This is a genomic window from Achromobacter sp. GQ309 (assembly GCF_059759315.1).
On the sequence record NZ_JCAXDP010000007.1, the window covers coordinates 312,462 to 332,109 of the forward strand.

Genomic DNA, 19,648 nt, shown 5'->3' on the forward strand with positions numbered 1-19,648 from the left:
CTCAATTCGCGATCTCGGCATTGCCGGTAAATGACTTGAGCGACCGCGCCTTGGTCTGCGCGGCGGCCTTCTGGGCCGCCTGCTGCGCGGCTTTGGATTGCGTGCTGCCATCTTCGCCGGCCAGCTCGCGGGCCATCGCTGCCGTCTGCGAACGCACCACTTGTCCGAAATACTGATAGACCGCGATTGCCGCGACGGCGACCAGCGCCACCACGACAATGTACTCGGTCATACCTTGGCCCAACTGGCGTTTTCGATGCCCCCACATGTCTGCTCTCCCGTGCAATGAACGTGGAGGCCAGTGTCGCCAGCCCGCGGTCGGCGGACAATTCGTGGATGCCGAGACGGACAAATTCGCCCCCGCATCTTGACGCGCGCGCCCGTCGGGGAACCTGGAGAAGAAGATGATTCAACCCCGTTTATCGCAAGGGTTTCCCCTATTGCCGGGCCGGATTGCCAGCAGTAGATTTGAGTTGCCGGGCTGTCTGACACCCATCGCGTGCGAAGCCGGGCAGGAGCGCCTCAGACTCATCTTGAGCTGGGGCGCTCTTCAATTTGGGGGGTCTGCTGGCGGGGCTTTGCTATTCGCGGGAGCTATTGCCCTTTCGCGTACGAGCCTTGGACGGTCCCTACCATTGCACGCGAAATCCGATCATGCCGCCCACGGAATGGTTGTCGCTCATGTTGTTGGTGGCGCCGGCTACGCTCAGGTTGCCATACACACCGTAGCGCCCCTTGTTCCACAGATAGGTTCCACCGACGCCAAGCTCGGCCCACAGACGCTCATCCCGGCTTCTAAAAGACACGCCAGCCACGTTGACGTTTGTGCCATTCATGAACTCGTTATAGAGATTCGCGATGGCGTACACATGCGTTCGCCCCGCCGCGCCCCTTGCACCAGAAGATTCAGGTTCATAGTCGAGCGACACGCCTAAACGTCCGGTCAGACTGTCGCCATCGTCAAGCCGCACCTTCGCGCCGAACGGGTCCGTGAAACTGTCGAAGTCCACGCGAGACCGAATCAACTGCGCCTGCGGAGTCAGCGAGAACCCCTTGCCGATGTCATAGCGATAGCCCGTCTCCACCGAGATGGCGACGCCGTTTCCGTTGTTGCCCTTCACCTCATCACGCCCGATCGTGCGCGACGAGATATCGCTGTCGAACCACATGGCCTGCAATTGTCCATCCACGTAGAACCCGCTGGCCCCGTACCACGTCAGGCTGGCGCCCACGCCCGTGCCGGTCGTGTCGATCTTGCCCCGGCCATACGGAGACGCGATATCGGCGGACGCGTTGCCATGGGAAAGATTCACGCCGGCCACCAGCATCGACCCATCCGGCCGGCGGTTCGCCACGACGTCAATGCCGGTTTGCAACTTCCACAGATCGATATCCCGGCTCGACTTCGTCGCCGACTGTGCCGGGTTCATTGAACTGGTGGAGCCTTGGATGCGAGCCCACCCCCCGTATTTTTCTCCGGCTGCGGGCAGTTGACCGTCAGTTCGCCAGAACCGGTTTCCGATGCGTTGCTGCAACGTCGGCACCGTATTGAGGGAAGCGAGCACCTGGGGATACTGCTCGAAAAGCGGTATGCCAGGCTGATAGCGCGGCCCCTCTTCGGGCATGCCGGGAATTTCCTCCACCGGTGCGCCAGGCCCGGGTTCGGGTTCCGGAATGGGTCCGGGCCCTGGTTCCGGTTCGGGAGCCGTCCCGGGCTCCCTGAACTCGGATACGAGGTACCAGTGACCGTCCGCGGGCGTCTCGCTTCCGCCCTGTTCAAGCGTGTACGCATACGCGCCGGCGATCACGGCTTGCTGACCGTTTTCGGCCCGGTAATCGCCCTGAAGGGTGAAGGCATTTGCGGGCGACGCGCCGCCGACCTCTATAACTCGAATGCCGTTTACCGTCTGCGCCCCGCTGCCACTCAGGTTGGTGACTTTGACAGCGGTATTGCCCGCAACATTGCCTGTCACAACCAGTTTGTCAGCGGGCGACGCATCATTGCCAAGCACCGTCTCCAGTTGCAGCAACGAACCGCTGCTACCCGTGTAGTTTCCGCTGATGGTCAGCGTGCCCAACGATGCCCCGGGCGATACGGTGCCTGCGTTGACGACACTGCCCACCCGTCCGCGCCCTTCCAACGTACCGCCCGTAAGAATCTGCATCGACGCGCCCGACAGATCGCGATTGACCTGAAGAATGCCCGCGCCGCCTATTCGCGCGACACCCGTAAAGTCCCCGTGTTCCGCATTCAGGATCGTGCGCCCCTCCATCGCTTCGAGCCGCCCGCCGCCGACCAATCCAGTATTGGACCCCGCGGCATTGTTGGCGCCATTGTTGATCGTCGCATCGAACTCATAACTGGAAGACGTGTGATTGAAAATCACACGGCTGTCGCCCGGGCCAAATGAAACGCGCGTGGTTTCCAGCGTGCCAGGCGCGACCGGCGCAGTGCCCGCATCGCTGCCGATGACAAGCTTGCCGATCCCGGAAGCTGTCGAGCCTATCAACGCGCCGGGAGCGATCACCTTCCCGCCTTCGGAGATCGTCAGGCTGCCACTTCCGAACGAGCCAATCTGAATGGGCGAGGCGGAAAGCCACTGAGAATTGGCCCCGCTAACCGTCGCCGCTCCTTTGCCGCCAAAGACGCCAATGGAGCCTGAACCCGTCGAAACATAGCCGCCGTCGGCGATGTTCAAACTCCCCACACCCGACATCCCGATGAAGAGCAGCTGATTGTTTATCCATTGCGAGCCCGCACCAGTGACGGTCACAACGCCTACGCCATCGTCGAATTCCCCGAGGGTGGCGCGCTGACTCTGGACCACGCCGCCACCGGCAACCGTCAGCGTCCCTGCCGCACTCCACCCTACATTCAGCATGCTTAAACCGTTGAAGGACACCTCCCATCGCGCGTTCGGTCCGGTCACCGAGACCAAGCCGGCGCCGCCGGAAATACCCCCCAGATAAGCGTCGGGGCTGCTCACCAGGCCGCCACTCAACACATTCAGCGTGCCGGTTCCCGCGTTACCGACAAGGAGAGAAGTATTTATGTTCCAGGGGGAGGCCTGCGTGCCCGGGACGGATACCGTCTGCCCGCCCTCGATGGTGATCTGAGCGGCCGATAGCCAAGGAAATGCCAGGAGAGGGAGCAGCGACGAGCGAGAAAGCACACCGGCGTGCAGAGCGTTGTTTTTCATGAAACTTCCTCCGATCGGGCTTCGGTATCAGCACATGCCAAACATCGGACGGGGCGGATGGGCCCTCCCCTCATCGCCCACAGCCGTGGGCGGTTTCGAGGATTATTGAGGAATAGTCCTTTTGGACGAGGAAGTGTTACGCGGGGTTACCAATACGGAACGGTCAACGATGCGCGGTCATTGAGCCTTCTCGTACGCCTGGACGCCAAAAACAAAACAGCCGCCATTGCTGGCGGCTGCGGTACCTGATTGCTCAGGTTTCTTTCGTAGCCTTCCGAAAAGCTCGTCGTCACAGTGGCCACCGCGGACCCGTTCCTCTTCCGTCCACCCCTGGAGACGCTGGAGTACTCATTCCCCTCCCCCGAGCGTGTGGGCGAAGGTACTTCTGCTAAATGAGATGCTGGCTCAGCGCAACACACCCGCCGAGCTGGCACGCCGCTTGACACCCTTCCTCAAGATGTCACCCGCATCGTCAATCTTGGGCACTCCACGAGGATCGACACGATCTCAGCGGCCTTGCGAACTATGGGAAAGGATTTCGATATTTCTGTTCGTGAAGCGTAACCAGACGCGCCCAGCTAGATCTAAGGGCACCGTGGAAAAGTAGAGGTCAATGCTTGGCTGGGAAATCGGCCGGCCACCGCATGCGACGCGGCGCGTCTGGCGCGTCCTTGGGCTGAGGAGTTACCGGCCGCTCGGGATCTTGAGGCGGGGTTGGCCGCTGGGTATTGCCATCCTTCGGGGTATCGCTCATCGGGGAACCTCGCACGCAGTAGCGCCTACCCGGCGCTGTCGTGGTCATCATCGCATGAGCGAATGCTACTTGGTAGCCCCGATGGCCCTCGCGTAATCCTGAAGCCCGTTCATCTGATCAGCCCATCCTGCAACATCCTTTCCCACCTCGCCAAGTCGTCGTCCGAGGCTTTGAACTTGGCCGAGACACCTCCAAATAGGCCGATCCAATCGGGGCCGGCGCCATCAGGTCCGCCGACGGCGTTGGTGTCCCGGTCCGCCGGCCATTAAACTGCTTGAGCAACCCGCCAACTCGGAGCGAACGCGGCATCACGATCGCGCTCCGCTTGAGTCAGCTTCGACTCAGCTTGTTGTCACGCCAGGACGGCGCTGCGGTATTTGGCATCAGCACGGTCTCTTTCCTCCTGTCAGGCGCGCTAGATGGCCGCCTGGCGCTTCTCGATTTCCGCCAGTCTGGCGTCGTCGGCGTCGCGGTACTGGTTTGCGCCGTAAATGTTCCAAGCGATCACTCCGCACGTACTCAGCAGCGCGACGGTGGATGGTTTTCTCTAGCCCCGCTCTCTGGAAACAAAAAAGCCGCCCAGAGGCGGCTCAAAGATAATGCGGCTGTCTTAGAAGTTCAGCGGCGCGATGAACTTGCCGGCGATGACGATTCCTTGTCCTCCGACCGGCGAGGCACCAGTAAGGCGGAATGACGAACCATCGGTGGTGCCATTCAGCTTCAGGGTAAACGGCCGGGACCCCGTGTTGAACACACTGTTTGCGCCGTCTACGTACGCGCGCACCGAGAGTTCGCCCGTCATGCTCATCTTGGCGTTAGGATCGGATCCAGACAAACTGTATGAGCCGCTATAGATCATCTGGTTATCGCCGCCGCGGATAGTTCCATTCTCCAGCACGACGACACCACCAGCGCCAGGGATAGACGCAGCGAAATCCACCTTCCAAAAGCCTTCAATCAGCATGTGCTTCTCCTGATGGTTGGATTGCGGCATTGCAAGCCAGGAAAAGTATTGCTGTCGCGTACAGCAAAGTCCATGCGAAGGATCAAACGAAAGCGCCGGCTTTCGCTCGGAGCGTCGGTTCTTCAGGGCGCAAGAGCCCCGCGCGTATAGTGATGATTGTTGAAAGTATTTACCAGGAACCGATGTTAGGACGGGCCACCAATACTCGGCGTGCACGCGGGCGCTGGCGTCGTCTCTGGTGCTGCTGATCTGCACGCACTCTTCCTGTGCGACTAAGACACGCCGGACTCCGGTGCGCAGGACCGCGCGCTGCCGAGTGTCGGCCCTCGCGTCCACATGGTTGATGATCTGCTTCGTCTCGAACCATCGCCCAGGGTAGACGGCCAGTAGGTCAATCACTTCCTTCGCGTTCTTCACGGCAGCCTCCTTTCGACCTGGCCGCGGAACAGTTTAGGTACAGTTTTTATTCGGTTTCCATCAGCGCCACGCCTGCCGTAGTGGCGATGCAAGCGCGCGCGGCCTTGCGCCGGCTTTTCGGATCCAGGCCGCCGAACTTGGCGTTCCTTTGCGGGTACTCGGCGATGATCATCATGCGCTCTTGCCACGGCAGCGCCGAGTGCATGGCCTCCACCACCTGGACTTGGTCGTGCAGGATCGGCCTGTGCTTGCCCTCCCAAGACACATCGACCTCCATATTGCCCAAAGTGGCGCTGGACCCGGTCCAGCGGGCTCAGCTCCACAACACGAATGCCATCAAAACTGCGCTCAGCCAGATTGGCAAAAAATTCCCCACACAAAAGAAAACGCGGGCTGCATGAACTTCATGCAAACCCGCGTCAATTCTTGGTAGGCCCCCCGAGAGTCGAACTCGGCACCAACGGATTATGAGTCCGCTGCTCTAACCAGGCATGAGCTAGAGGCCCAGGAAATTTACTGCCCTTCCAGGAAGCTCTTCAGCTTGTCGGCCCGGCTGGGGTGACGCAGCTTGCGCAGCGCTTTAGCCTCTATTTGGCGGATGCGCTCGCGCGTGACGTCGAACTGCTTGCCCACTTCTTCCAGGGTCTGGTCGGTGCTCATTTCGATACCGAAACGCATGCGCAGGACCTTGGCTTCACGCGGGGTCAGAGAGTCTAGCACTTCCTTGACCACGTCGCGCATCGAACCATGCAGCGCTGCATCCGAAGGCGCCAGCGTGGACGTGTCTTCGATGAAATCACCCAGGTGCGAATCGTCGTCGTCACCGATGGGCGTTTCCATGGAGATCGGTTCCTTGGCGATCTTCAGGATCTTGCGGATTTTGTCCTCGGGCATGTCCATCTTCTGCGCCAGCGTCGCGGGATCCGGCTCAGCGCCGGTTTCCTGCAGAATCTGACGGCTGATGCGGTTCATCTTGTTGATCGTTTCGATCATGTGAACCGGAATACGGATGGTGCGTGCCTGGTCGGCGATGGAGCGCGTGATGGCCTGACGGATCCACCACGTTGCGTAGGTCGAGAACTTGTAGCCGCGACGGTATTCGAACTTGTCCACGGCCTTCATCAGGCCAATGTTGCCTTCCTGGATCAGATCCAGGAACTGCAGGCCACGGTTCGTGTACTTCTTGGCGATCGAGATCACCAGACGCAGGTTGGCTTCGGTCATTTCGCGCTTGGCCTTGCGAGCCTTGGCTTCGCCGGTGGCCATGCGCTTGTTGACGTCCTTCAGGTCCTTCAACGGCAGCACGACGCGCGTTTGCAGGTCGATCAGCTTTTGCTGCAGTTCCTGCACGGCGGGAATCTGGCGCTCCAGCGTTTCGGCGTACGGATGGCCAGCGGCCACTTCGTCGACGACCCACTGCAGGTTCGTTTCGTTGCCGGGGAACACCTTGATGAAGTGCAGGCGCGGCATGCCGGCCCGGTCCACACACGTATGCAGGACAGCGCGCTCAAGCTGACGGACTTCTTCAACCTGGTTGCGCAGCGTGTCGGCCAGCTTTTCCACCATCTTGGCGGTGAAGCGGATGCCCATCAGTTCGTTCTGGATGGATTCCTGGGCGCGCACGTAGATGTCCGACTTGTAGCCGTCCTTCTCGTACGACAGGCGCATCTTGTCGAACTGCTTGTTGACCTCGTCGAACTTGGCCAGAGCCTTGACGCGCAGGTCTTCCAGCTGCTTGCTGGACATGCCGCCGGCGGGGCCGTCGTCGCTTTCGTCTTCGTCCGCGGTGACACCGGCGCCGGCGTATTCTTCGCCGTCTTCCGGATCGACCAGGCCGTCGACGACTTCGTCGATCTGCGCCTGGCCTTCACGCACGCGGGTGATGTGGGCCAGGATTTCGTTGATGGTGGTCGGGCAGGCCGAGATGGCCATGACCATGTGCTTCAGGCCGTCTTCGATGCGCTTGGCGATTTCGATTTCGCCTTCGCGGGTCAGCAGCTCGACCGAGCCCATTTCGCGCATGTACATGCGGACCGGGTCGGTGGTGCGGCCGAAATCGGAGTCCACGGTCGTGAGCGCGGCTTCGGCTTCGTCTTCGACGTCGTCGTCGTTGGACGCCACCGGCGCGTTTTCGCTCATCAACAGGGTTTCGGCATCTGGCGCCTGGTCATAGACCGCGATACCCATGTCGCTGAAGGTGCTGATGATGCCGTCGATGGCTTCCGCGTCGACCAGATCGTCGGGCAGATGGTCGTTGATTTCGCCGTACGTCAGGTAGCCGCGGTCCTTGCCCAGCTTGATCAGCTGCTTCAGGCGATTGCGGCGCGCTTCGTATTCTTCCGGCGTGACGGGACCGCGGGCGATCAGATCCTTGGGATCGGCCTTGCCACGTTTGCCGCCGCGCTTCGGCGGCTTCAGGTCGGGCAGGACTTCGCCTTCGCCGTCCATCGGATCGTCGAAACCATCGGAGTCGTTGTTGGCGTTCTTGGCGGGGCGGCCCGGACGGCGACCGCTCGGTGCGGGGCGTGCGCTGCCGACCAGGTCGGCAAGCTTGTCTTCGGCCTTCTTGGCGCGGGCCTTCGTCACCTTTTCAGGCTTGTCCGCGGCAACGGCCGTCTTGGCTGCCTTTTTGGCGGCCGTCTTGACAGCGGGCTTGGCGACCTTCACCGCCGTCTTGGCGGGCGCTTTTTCCGCGGCCATGCTGACGGCGCGCTTGGGCGCCACAGCCTGGGTTTCGGCCGCATCAATTGCAGAGGAGGATTTGCCGGTGGATTTGGTCATAGTCGCTTCCGTGGTCGTCGCAACCCGTTTGGGCATGTTGCACCGCATAACGCCGCGCCGGGTACGGACCCGGGGCGGCTTGGAATACGGGTAAATCTGGTGGATCGGCGGAGTTCACGCGGCTGCGTTGTTCGCAGCACCGGCTCTTTCGAGCCCTTCTGGCGCCGTACAGGGTGCTTTACCGTTCTGGCGCAAGACGTGCATGACCTCATTCACCGGCGGATTCCGGACGTTGGGGGGGCTGCCTGCCTATAAATAGGCTTTGCTCGCTTATCGGGCCATTGCCCCAAGCAGCTAGGTATACACAGCACCCGAACCACTAACGCCACGCGGAATGACCGCCGCTGAACTGCTTTTGATCCACCGCTCAGCTATATTAATTAACCATGTAACAATTCAGACACACGCATCCGGATTTTTTGAAGCGTTCAACTACCGGGTGCCCGAGCGGCTTGCCGCTCTCGTCCAATTGGCACAATAAGTATTAGATTCCGGCATCCGGAATAGATTCCGATGCCAACTACATTTCACGTTCCTGCTACTGCTGTATCGGTATGGCGAACAATCAACTTCCATACCGACCTTCAATTTTGTCGATCATGCAACAGTCGGGCCGCAACTGGCAATGGCGGTAAGCCTTGACCAGCGCACTTGGGTGCCCCGCATGAGCGGAAAACCTTTGATTTTAGCGTATTTAGCGCAACCCAGCACCTTTCAAGACCGTCATACGGCTAGACAGCTCCAGATAGCGTTTGCGCGCCTCTTCCGAAGCAAGCCCTGAAGCGGCCAGCTTGGCCATTTCCGTTTTCGCCGAATCGAATTCGATTCGCCGCAAGGCGTCGTCCCATTCGGTCTGGGGATCAGGCAGGTCTTCCTGAGCGAGGATGTCCGCCCGCAACCCTTTCAAGACAGTGGCCAGGTCCGAGTCCGGCTCAGCGGCCTCCAGTAACGCACCGACATGGCGCGCACCGCTGGTTTGCGCCAGCATGATCAGGTCCCGTACCAATCCTAGATGGGGGCCATGGTCGATGACTTCAAGCTGCTGGTCGCCCATGGAGTCCACCAGTTCGGGATGGGCAAGCAGCAGACTCAACAGCCGCTTGGCCAGGGACGGCATGGTGCGGCGCCCCTCGAAGCCGCCAACGTCGTTGTCGCGCCGGCCTTTCCAGTTGCCCTTGCCACCTTTCCAATCGCCCTTGCCCTTCCAGTCGCCCTTACCTTTCCAGTCGCTTTTGCCCTTCCATTCCTGCTTGCCGCCTTGTTGCCAGCCGCCCGCGCCGCCGCTCGGCTCGTCTCCGTGCGAGGCGTACTGGCCGTAATCGGTGAAGTCCGACTCGTCTGCCGGAATGTCGCTGAAGTCGTGGTTGCCGAAGTCGTAGCCCATGTCGGGCGGACCGCCGTCATGACCGGGCTCGCTACCCGAAGGCATTCCGGCTTCACCCGCGCCGGGCGCTGGCCGCGGGCCGGGTGCGAACGGTTTGGCGGGTTGCTGCGCCAAGACCTGCGCCATTTCCTCGGGCGTCAGCTGAACCAGCTTGGCCATTTCCCGTTCGATCTGCACGCGCAGCGCACATTCGGGAATTGCCGACAACAGCGGCTTGGCCTCGTGAAGGCAACTGGCGCGGCCTTCGGCTTCGTTCATGTTGTGGTGCGATGCAAGCTCGTCCAGGAGGAACCGGGACAGCGCCACGGCATCGCCCAGACAGGCACGGAATGCTTCGGCCCCCAATTCGCGCACATACGAATCGGGATCATGCTCGGCCGGAAGGAACAGAAAGCGGATCGCGATATCGTCCCTGAGCACCGGCAGACAGGCCTGCAGCGCGCGCCAGGCTGCACGCCGCCCGGCCTTGTCGCCGTCGAAGCTGAAGATGACTTTGTCGCTGGACCGCAGCAGCTTCTTGACGTGATCCGGGGTGGTGGCGGTGCCCAGCGTGGCGACGGCATTGGCGATGCCCTGCTGCGCCAGCCCGACCACGTCCATGTAGCCTTCGACGACGATGACCTGACCTTCCTGCCGGATGGCTTGGCGCGCCTCCCACAGGCCGTAGAGCTCCTGCCCTTTTGAAAACAAGGGCGTCTCGGGCGAGTTCAGGTACTTGGGCTCGCCTTTGCCGATGATCCGGCCGCCAAATCCGATGAGACTGCCGCGCGCGTTGCGGATCGGAAACATCACCCGCTCGCGGAAGCGGTCGTAGCGGCGCCCGTCTTCGGACTCGATGACAAGTCCGGACTCCACGAGCGTGGGGTCCTCGTAGTTGGGAAAGACCTGGGACAAACCGTGGCGGTCCGTACCGGACCAACCCAATCCAAAATGCGCAGCAATTTCGCCGGTCAGACCGCGCTGCTTCAAATAGCGGACGGCCGCGGGAGAAGCACGCAACTGTTTCAGGTAATGGGCTTGGGCCGCATCGAGCACCTGCGTATGGCGGGACTCTTCGGCCTTGCGGCGCGCCGATTCCTGCTGCTGGCGGGGACTGCGGTTTTCTTCGGGGACCGTCATTCCCGCCGACGCCGCGAGCGTGCGCACGGCGTCGGGGAAACTGGCGCCCGTATGTTCCATCAAGAAGGTGATGGCGCTGCCGTGTGCACCACATCCGAAGCAGTGATAGAACTGCTTGGTGGGGCTGACAGTGAACGAGGGGCTTTTTTCGTTATGAAAGGGGCACAGGCCAAGCAAGTTGGCCCCACCCTTTCGCAACTGCACATATCGCCCGACAACGTCGACGACGTCGACTCGGGCGAGCAAATCCTGGATGAATGATTCTGGAATCAATAGATTCGGGAATCAGAAATCAATACAGGCGCGGGGGCAGTTGTTGGCTACGGATGCGCTTGTAGTGGCGCTTCACGGCGGCGGCATGCTTGCGCTTGCGCTCGGCGGTGGGCTTCTCATAGAACTCGCGCGAGCGCAGTTCGGTGAGCAAACCGGTCTTTTCGATGGTGCGCTTGAAGCGGCGCAGAGCGGCTTCAAACGGTTCGTTTTCCTTCAGTCGAACGATAGGCATAAAGTAATTGGCCTGCTTGTAGGGTAACAAAGTTGATGACAAACCTGGCTTGCTTTTCCAGCAACGCCTTGAAAGCGCAACCCGGGCACGCTTTCGCCCGGGTTTGAGCTGGCTGTTTCCGTTACCCAAAGACTACCCAGAGAGTAACAAGCCAAGTTCGGTTTAGCGATAACCAGCGATTCTAGCATGGGTAAGGACGGTTTGCCTACTGCCAGCGCTCGACTGCGGCCAGCACCCCGTCCCTGCCCCGCCAGCAATCAGCTCTGGGAACCCTTGCGGATCCAGGCTTCCAGCTGATGGGGACGCAAGCTGTCGTAATCTTCAAACGGCTGGTGAATCCAGGGATTCGTGGGAAGCTTCTCGACGTAATAGTCGGGCGTTGCCAGGGAATGCCCCTTCCACCACAGCACGGCGCTGCGCAATTCGGTGATGTCGGCGAACTGGCTCTTCAGGTGATCGAACACCTTGTTGAACGTCTTGCCGGTATCAACCATGTCGTCCACCAGCAACACCCGGCCGGAAAGCGTGCCGCGGGTGATGGTGATGAACTGGGCGATATCCATGTCGCCTTGCTTGGTGCCGGCTGCCTCGCGATAGCTGCTGGTGGCAAGAATGCCCAGCGGCACGTCAAAAATGCGCGACATGACGTCGCCTACACGCATACCGCCGCGCGCCAGGCAAAGAATCTTGTCAAACTTCCAGCCCGACTGATGCACCTGCAAAGTAAGGCGCTCGATCAAGCGGTTGTAATCGTCCCACGTTACCCACAGATGGCTATCGTCACTGGTCGGCGTGCTCATAGGCAAGCATCTCCTGCACAAAAATACGAAAAGGCCGCCGCCGGTATGACCGGCGGCGGCCTTGGGAATAATAACCCGATGTCAGCCCTTCAGGGGATGACGCAAAACAATGGTCTCGTTGCGGTCCGGACCGGTGGACACCAGGTCGATCGGCACACCGCAGACTTCCGCCACGCGCTCGAGATAGCGGCGGGCCGCGGCGGGCAGCTTGGCGTATTCGGTGATGCCGACGGTGGACTCGCTCCAGCCGGGCAGCTCTTCGAGCACCGGTTGCGCCTGCGCCACGGCGTGCGCGCCATAGGGCAGCACGTCGCGGAATTCACCATTGACGCGATAACCGACGCCCAACTGGATGGTTTCCAGGCCGTCCAGCACGTCCAGCTTGGTGATGCACAGACCGGAAATGCCGTTCAGACGGACCGAACGCTTCAGCGCCGCGCCGTCGAACCAGCCGCAGCGGCGCGGACGGCCCGTGACCGAACCGAATTCCTTGCCGATGGTGGCCAGGCGGGTGCCGATCTCGTCGACCAGTTCCGTGGGGAACGGGCCGGAGCCGACGCGCGTGGTGTACGCCTTGGTGATGCCCAGGACGTAATCCAGTTGCTGGGGACCCACGCCGGCGCCGGCCGAGGCCGCACCTGCCACGCAGTTGCTGCTGGTGACGAAGGGGTACGTGCCGTGATCGACGTCCAGCAACGCCCCTTGTGCGCCTTCGAACAGGAGGCGCTTGCCTTCCTGCTGCATGGCGTACAGGTTGCTGGAGACATCCTTGACCATCGGGGCGATGGCCGGTGCGAGCGCCATGGCTTGATCGCGGACTTCGTTGGCCGAAACGGCTTCCGCGCCCAGGTACTTGGTCAGCACGAAGTTGTGGTAATCCAGCACTTCGGCGAGCTTTTCGTCGAACAGCGAAGGATTGAAGAGATCTTGCACGCGCAGGGCACGGCGGGCGACCTTGTCTTCGTAGGCCGGGCCGATGCCGCGACCGGTGGTGCCGATCTTGCCCTCGCCCTTGCGTGCTTCACGCGCCTTGTCGATGGCGACGTGGTACGGCAGGATCAGCGGGCAGATTTCGGAGATCTGCAGGCGCGAACGCACATCCAGGCCGGCGGCCTCCAGCTCTTCGATTTCCTTGAGCAGGGCTTCCGGGGACAGCACGACGCCATTGCCGATGAAGCAGGTGACGCCGGGGTGCATGATGCCCGACGGGATCAGGCGAAGAATCGTCTTCTTGCCATTGATCCACAGCGTATGGCCGGCATTGTGACCGCCCTGGAAGCGGACCACGCCCTGGACGGATTCCGCCAGCCAGTCGACGATCTTGCCCTTGCCCTCGTCACCCCATTGGGTGCCGATTACGACTACGTTCTTGCTCATGATACGAATCAATTTCGAGTTTCTCGGGAAATCCGGAAATCTCCCCGCGGCCCCCTCGTTTCCGAGAGGGAGTTAGTCACAGCGTTTTGACCGTCCAGACGCCATCCTGCAGCGCCAGCTCGCGATCGCAAACGAATTCGTCCTGATCCTGCTCGTGACCGGGCAATACCTGAACGACGATTTCCCCTGACCGGCGCAAGCGGCGAACCGCCTCGGTCAGAGCGGGGGCTTGCCCCCAGGGCGCACGAACCGCTCGCGCCCTTTCCGCCGGCGGCAGACCCGCCGCCAGCTTGCGTAAATCAAGACTGAAGCCCGTGGCCGGACGCGCGCGGCCGAACGCGCGGCTGACGTCGTCGTAGCGGCCACCACTGACCAACGCGTCGTGCCAGCCTTCGGCGTACAGGGCGAACTTGACGCCCGTGTGGTAAGCGTAACCGCCCACGTCGGCCAGATCCACACTGAACGACACGTTCGGCATCGCATCCACCACCGCCTGAAGCGCGTCGAGCGCCTCGGCGACACCCGGCAGTGCCGGCAGGTCGCGACGGGCAACCTTGAGCACTTCGGGACCACCGTACAACGTGGGCAGCAACTGCAGCGCCTTCAACGTTTCCGGACGAATGCCGGGCGCGCGTGCCACGAGCTCACCCAATCCGGGCACATCCTTGTCGCGCATCAGCCGGATGGCGTCCTGCGCCAGTTCGGCCGCTGCCGGGTCCGATTTCAGGATGGCGCGCAGCACGCCGGAATGACACAGATCCAGTCGCGGATTGCGCACGCCAGCGATGGCAACCGTTTCCAGCACGAGCTGGATGATTTCGAGGTCGGCTTCGAATCCGGCATGGCCGTAGATTTCAGCGCCGATCTGCAGCAGTTCGCGGCTGGACAGCAAGTCCGAGGGGCGCGCATGCAGCACGTTGCCGCAGTAACACAGGCGGGTGACGCCCGCGCGGTTCAGCAAGTGCGCGTCGATGCGCGTAACCTGGGGAGTCATGTCCGCGCGCACGCCCAGCGTGCGGCCCGAAAGCTGGTCGACCAGCTTGCAGGTGCGCAGATCCAGATCGCTGCCGGTGCCCGACAGCAATGAATCGATGTACTCGACCAGGGGCGGCGCGACCAGCTCGAACCCGTAAGTACGGTAAAGATCGAGAAGTTCGCGGCGCAGTTCCTCGATGCGCCGAGCCTCTGCCGGAAGTACGTCGGCAAGGCTTTCGGGCAGCAGCCAGTTACCCATGAATGTGTTTACCTGAATAACGCCAAGTGATGCGTGGGCGTCGCCCAAACGAAAAGCGGCTGAGGGGCGTAAGCCCGCTCAGCCGCTGCGGAATGTTTTCTAGCTTACGCGGTATTGTACATGGTTCAGCCGCGAGCGCCAGCCGTGGGTCGGGCGTGGCCGGACTGCCCGGCCGCGCCCTGGATACCGGGCGGAAATCGTCCCGCCTGAAGCAGAAAAGCCCCTCGGGGACCCGAGGGGCTCTTCGTTCGTGCTAGCTGGGCAAGATCACTTGGCCGGCACGGTGACCGGCGCCAAGGCAGCGCCCGCCGGATCCTTCATGAACTGGAAGAAGCTGGAGCTGGGGTCCACGACCAGTACATCGCCCGGCTTGGAGAACGATGCGCGATAGGCTTCCAGGCTCTTGTAGTACGTGTAGAAGTCCGGGTTCTTGCCATAGGCTTGGGCGTAGATGGCTGCCGCTGCGGCGTCCCCCTCACCCATGATGCCCTGGGCCTTGGCGTACGCCTGAGCCACGATGACCTCGCGCTGGCGATCTGCTTCGGCGCGAATCTTCTCGCCTTCGGCGGCGCCGATGGAACGCAGCTCGTTGGCGACGCGGGTACGCTCGGCTTCCATGCGGCGGTAGACCGACTCGGAGATTTCCGGTGCGAACTCGATGCGGCGCAGGCGCACGTCGACGATCTGCACGCCCAGAGGCTCGGCGCGCTTGGCGACGTTTTCCAGGATCTCCGTCATGATCTTGTCGCGTTCGGTCGAGACCACGTCCCGCACGGTACGCACGTTGACCGACGCGTTCAGGGCGTCGCGGATCTGAGCCTGCAGACGCTCTTGGGCCGCGCGCTCGTTACCGCCGAACGTCACGTAGAACACGCGGGGATCCGCAATGCGCCACTTGACGTAGGAGTCGATCAGCAGGTTCTTCTTTTCGGAAGTCTGGATGCGCTCGGCTTCGTTGGTTTCGATGGTCAGAATGCGCTTGTCGAGCGTGACGACATTCTGGAAAGGCGGCGGAACCTTGAAGTAAAGGCCAGGTTCGCTGATGACGCGGCGGACCTCGCCCAGCGAGAACACCAAGGCATAGTCGCGCTCGCGCACCACGAAAACGCTGGAGGAAAGGAGGGCCAGCACGATGAGCAGGCCGACCAGGATGGGCATAAGACGATTCATGTTCAGGACTCCTCCGGATTAGCGCGACATACGGTCGCGAGGCAGCGTGTTGCTATTGCTGCTGCCGGAAGGCTGCGGCACCGGCGCGGCCGTACCGCGCGGAGGCTGCTGGACAGGCGCATTGGACACGGGCGAGCCAGAGCTGCCGATGTTCGACTTGCCTGCGTCCTGAGCGGCCAGATGCATGATCTTGTCCAGGGGCAAATACAACATGTTGTTGTTGCTCTTGGTGTCGACCATGACCTTGCTGGCGCGGGTGAAGATGTCCTGCATGCTTTCCAGGTACATGCGCTGGCGCATGACTTGAGGCGACTTTTCGTATTCGCCCAGGATGCTGGTGAAGCGCGACGTATTACCTTGCGCATCGCCGACGACCTTGGCCTTGTAACCTTCAGCCTGTTCCGTCATGCGCGATGCCTGACCGCTGGCCAGCGGCACGACCTGATTGGCGTAGGCCTGGCCTTCGTTGATCTGGCGCTCGCGATCCTGACCGGCCTTGACGGCGTCGTCGAACGCGGCCTGCACCTGCTCGGGCGGCTGCACGTTCTGGATGGCGACAGTACTGATCTGCACGCCCGTCTGGTAGCGATCGAGGATCTGCTGCATCAGCGCCTGGACTTGGGAAGCCACCGTCGTACGCCCTTCGTACAGCACGAAGTCCATCGACTGTTTGCCCACGACTTCGCGCATGGCGGTTTCGGATGCCTGGCGCACGGACTCGTCCGGGTCGCGCGTCTTGAAGAGATAGTCGGGCGCGCCGTCTGCCTTCAGGCGGTACTGGACGACGAACTGCATATCGACGATGTTCTCGTCCGTCGTGAGCATCAGCGCTTCGGGCAGAACCTTGTTGCGCGCGCCGCCACGGAATCCGACTTCGAACGTGCGCAGTTGCGACACGTTGACGATTTCATGGCTTTGAATGGGGTACGGCAGACGCCACTGGAAACCGGCTTGCGACGTGCTCTTGTATTTGCCGAATTGGGTCACGACCGCGACCTGGCCTTCTTGCACGATGTAAAAGCCGCTGGCCAGCCAAATGCCCGCCGCGACCAGCGCAATGACGCCCAGGCCGATGCGTGTGCCGCGCGGGGATGGCGGCGTCATGCCGCCACGGTTGCCGGGGCGGTTATTGCCGCCACCGCCCTTGCGCCCGAACAGGTTCCCGATGCGATTGTTGAAATCGCGCCAGACCTCGTCCAGGTCAGGAGGGCCGTCTCCGTTGCCTTGGGGCCGCTTGGGCGGCGGCTCGGAGCCATTGTTGTTTCCACGACCCCAACCGGGGTCATTCAGATTGAAGAGTTTGATAATTCGCGGCATTGTTTCCCACAATCTGTCCGGTCTCCGCAATTGCCCCGCGCAACGCATCCAAACCGGCGCGCTCGGTGGCGCTTACAAATACTCGCGCAATCGTACCATGTGCATCGCGCTCCACCCGCGGTTCCAATCCCGCCCGGTCGATCTTGTTGTATACCAGAATGGTTGGAATCGCGGCAGCGCCTATTTCGGCGAGGACCTTGTTCACTTCGAAAATCTGCTCATCCCGCTGCGGGCTGGCCGAGTCCACCACATGCAGCAGCAGGTCGGCGTGCACGGTTTCTTCGAGGGTGGCCCGGAAGGCAGCAATAAGGTTGTGAGGCAGGTCGCGGATGAAGCCCACGGTGTCTGACACCACCACCGATCCGGCGCCTTCGATCCAGATGCGGCGCGTCGTCGTGTCCAGCGTGGCAAAGAGCTGGTCGGCGGCGTAGGCGTCGGCCCGGGTCAGCGCGTTGAACAGCGTCGACTTGCCGGCGTTGGTATAGCCGACCAGGGACACCGACAGCGCCCCACCCCGCGCGCGGGCGCGCCGTTGGGTGATGCGCTGGCGCTCGACTTTGTCCAGCCGTTCGCGCAGCGTCTTGACCTTGGCGCCGATCATGCGGCGATCCATTTCGAGCTGGGATTCGCCGGGGCCGCGCATCCCGATGCCGCCACGCTGCCGCTCCAGGTGGCTCCACATGCGTGTGAGGCGCGTGGCCAGATGCTGGAGCTGGGCCAGTTCGACCTGCAGCTTGCCTTCGTGGCTCTTTGCGCGCAGCGCGAAGATATCAAGGATGAGCGCCACGCGATCCACCACGCGCAGGTTGAAGGCGCGTTCAAGGTTGCGTTGCTGGGCGGGCGACAAAGGCTGATCGAAAAGGACGATATCGGCGAGCAGCGCCTGCGCCATCGCGACGCCCTCGTCGGCCTTGCCGGAGCCGATGAAGAACTTGGCGTCGGGACGATCGCGGCGGGCCGTCAGGGTGCCGACGATTTCGGCGCCCGCGCCCTTGGCCAGCATGGCGAATTCCTCGGCGTGCGCCGTGAAGTCCGGATCACCGAGATCCACACTGATGATCAGAGCGCGCATACATGCACCATATTCGAGCCAAAGCGAAAATGCCCGCCGACGGGAACCGTCTGGCGGGCAATAAAAGGTAAAGCTGGAGCGAGATTACTCAGCAGGGACTTCCACTTGAAAATTGACGGCACGCGCGGGAACGACGGTCGAGATGGCGTGCTTGTAGACCATTTGGGTGACCGTATTGCGCAGCAGCACCACGTATTGGTCGAAGGATTCGATTTGCCCTTGAAGCTTGATGCCGTTCACGAGGTAGATCGACACGGGCACATGATCCTTGCGCAGCGTGTTGAGGAACGGATCTTGCAGAGTTTGCCCTTTATTGCTCATTGGCCAGGCTCCATTTGATTGTTATTGAGTGATGACGCGCTTTTTGTACTGGTGGAGCACGCCGAAACACGTACTCTACAGGGTTTTCCCGGCCCGTGCTACTTGGCCGGGAAGCAAAAATGAGACCAGAGTTTTCCAGCTGAAAAGCCTCTGAAATCACGCCTGCAGGATCTTGTCGAGCGCTTGCAGAAGCATGTCGCATTGGCCTTCCGTACCCACCGTGATGCGCAGGAATTGGTCGATTCGCGCATGACGGAAATGACGCACGATGATGCTGCGTTCACGCAGGGCGGCGGCGAGCGTCGCGGCGTCTTTTTCCGGGTGGCGTGCGAACACGAAGTTCGCCGCCGACGGGAGCACCTCGAAGCCCAGCGACTCCAGCCCTGCGGTCATGCGCGACCGGGTTTCGATCACGGCTTTGCGGGTCTGCTCAAAATACTCCGTATCCTCCAGCGCCGCCACTGCGCCGGCGGATGCCAGCCGATCGATGGGGTAGGAGTTGAAACTGTTCTTTACCCGCTCCAGGCCGTCAATGAGCGCGGCGCTGCCCACGGCAAAGCCCACGCGCAAACCGGCCAGCGAGCGCGACTTGGAAAGCGTCTGCACCACCAGCAGGTTGTCGTAGCGCGAGACCAGCGGGATCACCGATTCGGCGCCGAAATCCACGTACGCCTCGTCGACGACGACGACCGTGTCAGGGTTGCCGGCGACGATGCGTTCGACCTCGGCGGCGCTGAGCGCACGGCCGGTGGGCGCATTGGGGTTCGGGAAGATGATGGCGCCGGCCTGACCGTGGCGCGCCGGCAGGTAGTCTTCGACGTCGATGCGGAAGTCCGCGGTGAGCGGCATCGTTTCGAACTCGATGCCGTACAGGCCGCAATACACCGGGTAGAAGCTATAGGTGATGTCCGGGAACCGCAGCGGGCGATCATGCTTGAGCAGCGCAAGAAATGCGTGCGCCAGCACCTCGTCGGATCCGTTGCCCACGAACACCTGCTGCGGCTGCGCGCCGACGGCCGTTGCGATGGCCTCGCGCAGGCGGTCCGAGGACGGATCCGGATAGAGCTTGAGCGTGTCGTCGCAGGCCGCGCGGATCGCATCGAGCACCTTGGGCGACGGCCCGTAAGGATGCTCGTTGGTGTTCAGCTTGACCAGATTCTGAAGCTTGGGCTGCTCGCCCGGCACATACGGACTGAGCGTCCCGACAACGGGACTCCAGAAACGGCTCATGGA

At 61.8% G+C, this 19,648-nt stretch carries 15 protein-coding genes and 1 tRNA gene; all 16 read right to left on the reverse strand.

Translation table 11 applies throughout. The annotated features are described in order from the left end of the window. Position 1 precedes the first annotated feature (1 nt). A complete protein-coding gene (locus AC6CIE_RS22590) occupies positions 2 to 268 on the reverse strand; it encodes a hypothetical protein (RefSeq protein ID WP_056315734.1) in 267 nt (88 codons plus the stop codon). A gap of 361 nt (positions 269 to 629) precedes the next feature. Further along, the gene (locus tag AC6CIE_RS22595; RefSeq protein WP_498094101.1) at positions 630 to 3,200 is read right to left on the reverse strand and encodes an autotransporter family protein; all 2,571 of its coding nucleotides are present in this window, start codon (positions 3,198 to 3,200) and stop codon (positions 630 to 632) included. A 1,364-nt stretch (positions 3,201 to 4,564) separates the two neighbouring features. After that, on the reverse strand, positions 4,565 to 5,335 hold the full coding sequence (locus AC6CIE_RS22600; protein ID WP_498094103.1) for a hypothetical protein: 771 nt from the start codon (positions 5,333 to 5,335) through the stop codon (positions 4,565 to 4,567). A 46-nt stretch (positions 5,336 to 5,381) separates the two neighbouring features. After that, positions 5,382 to 5,600, reverse strand: coding sequence for a hypothetical protein (locus AC6CIE_RS22605; RefSeq protein ID WP_498094105.1), 219 nt, complete (start codon positions 5,598 to 5,600; stop codon positions 5,382 to 5,384). Positions 5,601 to 5,762: 162 nt separating this feature from the next. After that, positions 5,763 to 5,841, reverse strand: a tRNA-Ile gene (locus AC6CIE_RS22610). Between the two features lie 7 nt (positions 5,842 to 5,848). Next, the gene (gene rpoD, locus AC6CIE_RS22615; protein ID WP_175139236.1) at positions 5,849 to 8,116 is read right to left on the reverse strand and encodes an RNA polymerase sigma factor RpoD; all 2,268 of its coding nucleotides are present in this window, start codon (positions 8,114 to 8,116) and stop codon (positions 5,849 to 5,851) included. 694 nt (positions 8,117 to 8,810) lie between these two features. Further along, positions 8,811 to 10,892 carry a DNA primase gene (dnaG, locus tag AC6CIE_RS22620; RefSeq protein ID WP_239214609.1) on the reverse strand — a complete coding sequence of 694 codons (2,082 nt, stop codon included), beginning with the start codon at positions 10,890 to 10,892 and terminating at the stop codon, positions 8,811 to 8,813. 19 nt (positions 10,893 to 10,911) lie between these two features. Further along, positions 10,912 to 11,124 carry a 30S ribosomal protein S21 gene (gene rpsU, locus AC6CIE_RS22625; RefSeq protein WP_006218592.1) on the reverse strand — a complete coding sequence of 71 codons (213 nt, stop codon included), beginning with the start codon at positions 11,122 to 11,124 and terminating at the stop codon, positions 10,912 to 10,914. Positions 11,125 to 11,381: 257 nt separating this feature from the next. Then, on the reverse strand, positions 11,382 to 11,924 hold the full coding sequence (locus tag AC6CIE_RS22630) for a phosphoribosyltransferase (protein ID WP_056315724.1): 543 nt from the start codon (positions 11,922 to 11,924) through the stop codon (positions 11,382 to 11,384). Positions 11,925 to 12,005: 81 nt separating this feature from the next. Continuing rightward, positions 12,006 to 13,301, reverse strand: a complete 1,296-nt coding sequence (locus AC6CIE_RS22635; RefSeq protein ID WP_175125027.1) for an adenylosuccinate synthase — start codon at positions 13,299 to 13,301, stop codon at positions 12,006 to 12,008. Positions 13,302 to 13,377: 76 nt separating this feature from the next. Then, positions 13,378 to 14,535: an ATP phosphoribosyltransferase regulatory subunit gene (locus AC6CIE_RS22640; RefSeq protein WP_175139278.1), complete on the reverse strand. Its 1,158-nt coding sequence runs from the start codon at positions 14,533 to 14,535 to the stop codon at positions 13,378 to 13,380. A 267-nt stretch (positions 14,536 to 14,802) separates the two neighbouring features. Beyond that, the gene (gene hflC, locus AC6CIE_RS22645; protein ID WP_175125028.1) at positions 14,803 to 15,705 is read right to left on the reverse strand and encodes a protease modulator HflC; all 903 of its coding nucleotides are present in this window, start codon (positions 15,703 to 15,705) and stop codon (positions 14,803 to 14,805) included. Between the two features lie 18 nt (positions 15,706 to 15,723). Then, positions 15,724 to 17,022 carry an FtsH protease activity modulator HflK gene (gene hflK / locus AC6CIE_RS22650; RefSeq protein ID WP_175125029.1) on the reverse strand — a complete coding sequence of 433 codons (1,299 nt, stop codon included), beginning with the start codon at positions 17,020 to 17,022 and terminating at the stop codon, positions 15,724 to 15,726. Next, entirely contained in the window at positions 16,988 to 18,094 is a 1,107-nt protein-coding gene (gene hflX, locus AC6CIE_RS22655) for a GTPase HflX (RefSeq protein ID WP_175125030.1), read from the reverse strand. Before hflX ends, hflK begins: the two co-directional genes overlap by 35 nt. 84 nt (positions 18,095 to 18,178) lie before the next feature. Continuing rightward, the gene (gene hfq, locus AC6CIE_RS22660) at positions 18,179 to 18,415 is read right to left on the reverse strand and encodes an RNA chaperone Hfq (RefSeq protein ID WP_006218585.1); all 237 of its coding nucleotides are present in this window, start codon (positions 18,413 to 18,415) and stop codon (positions 18,179 to 18,181) included. Positions 18,416 to 18,571: 156 nt separating this feature from the next. Continuing rightward, entirely contained in the window at positions 18,572 to 19,645 is a 1,074-nt protein-coding gene (hisC, locus tag AC6CIE_RS22665) for a histidinol-phosphate transaminase (RefSeq protein ID WP_498094108.1), read from the reverse strand. Positions 19,646 to 19,648: the final 3 nt, after the last annotated feature.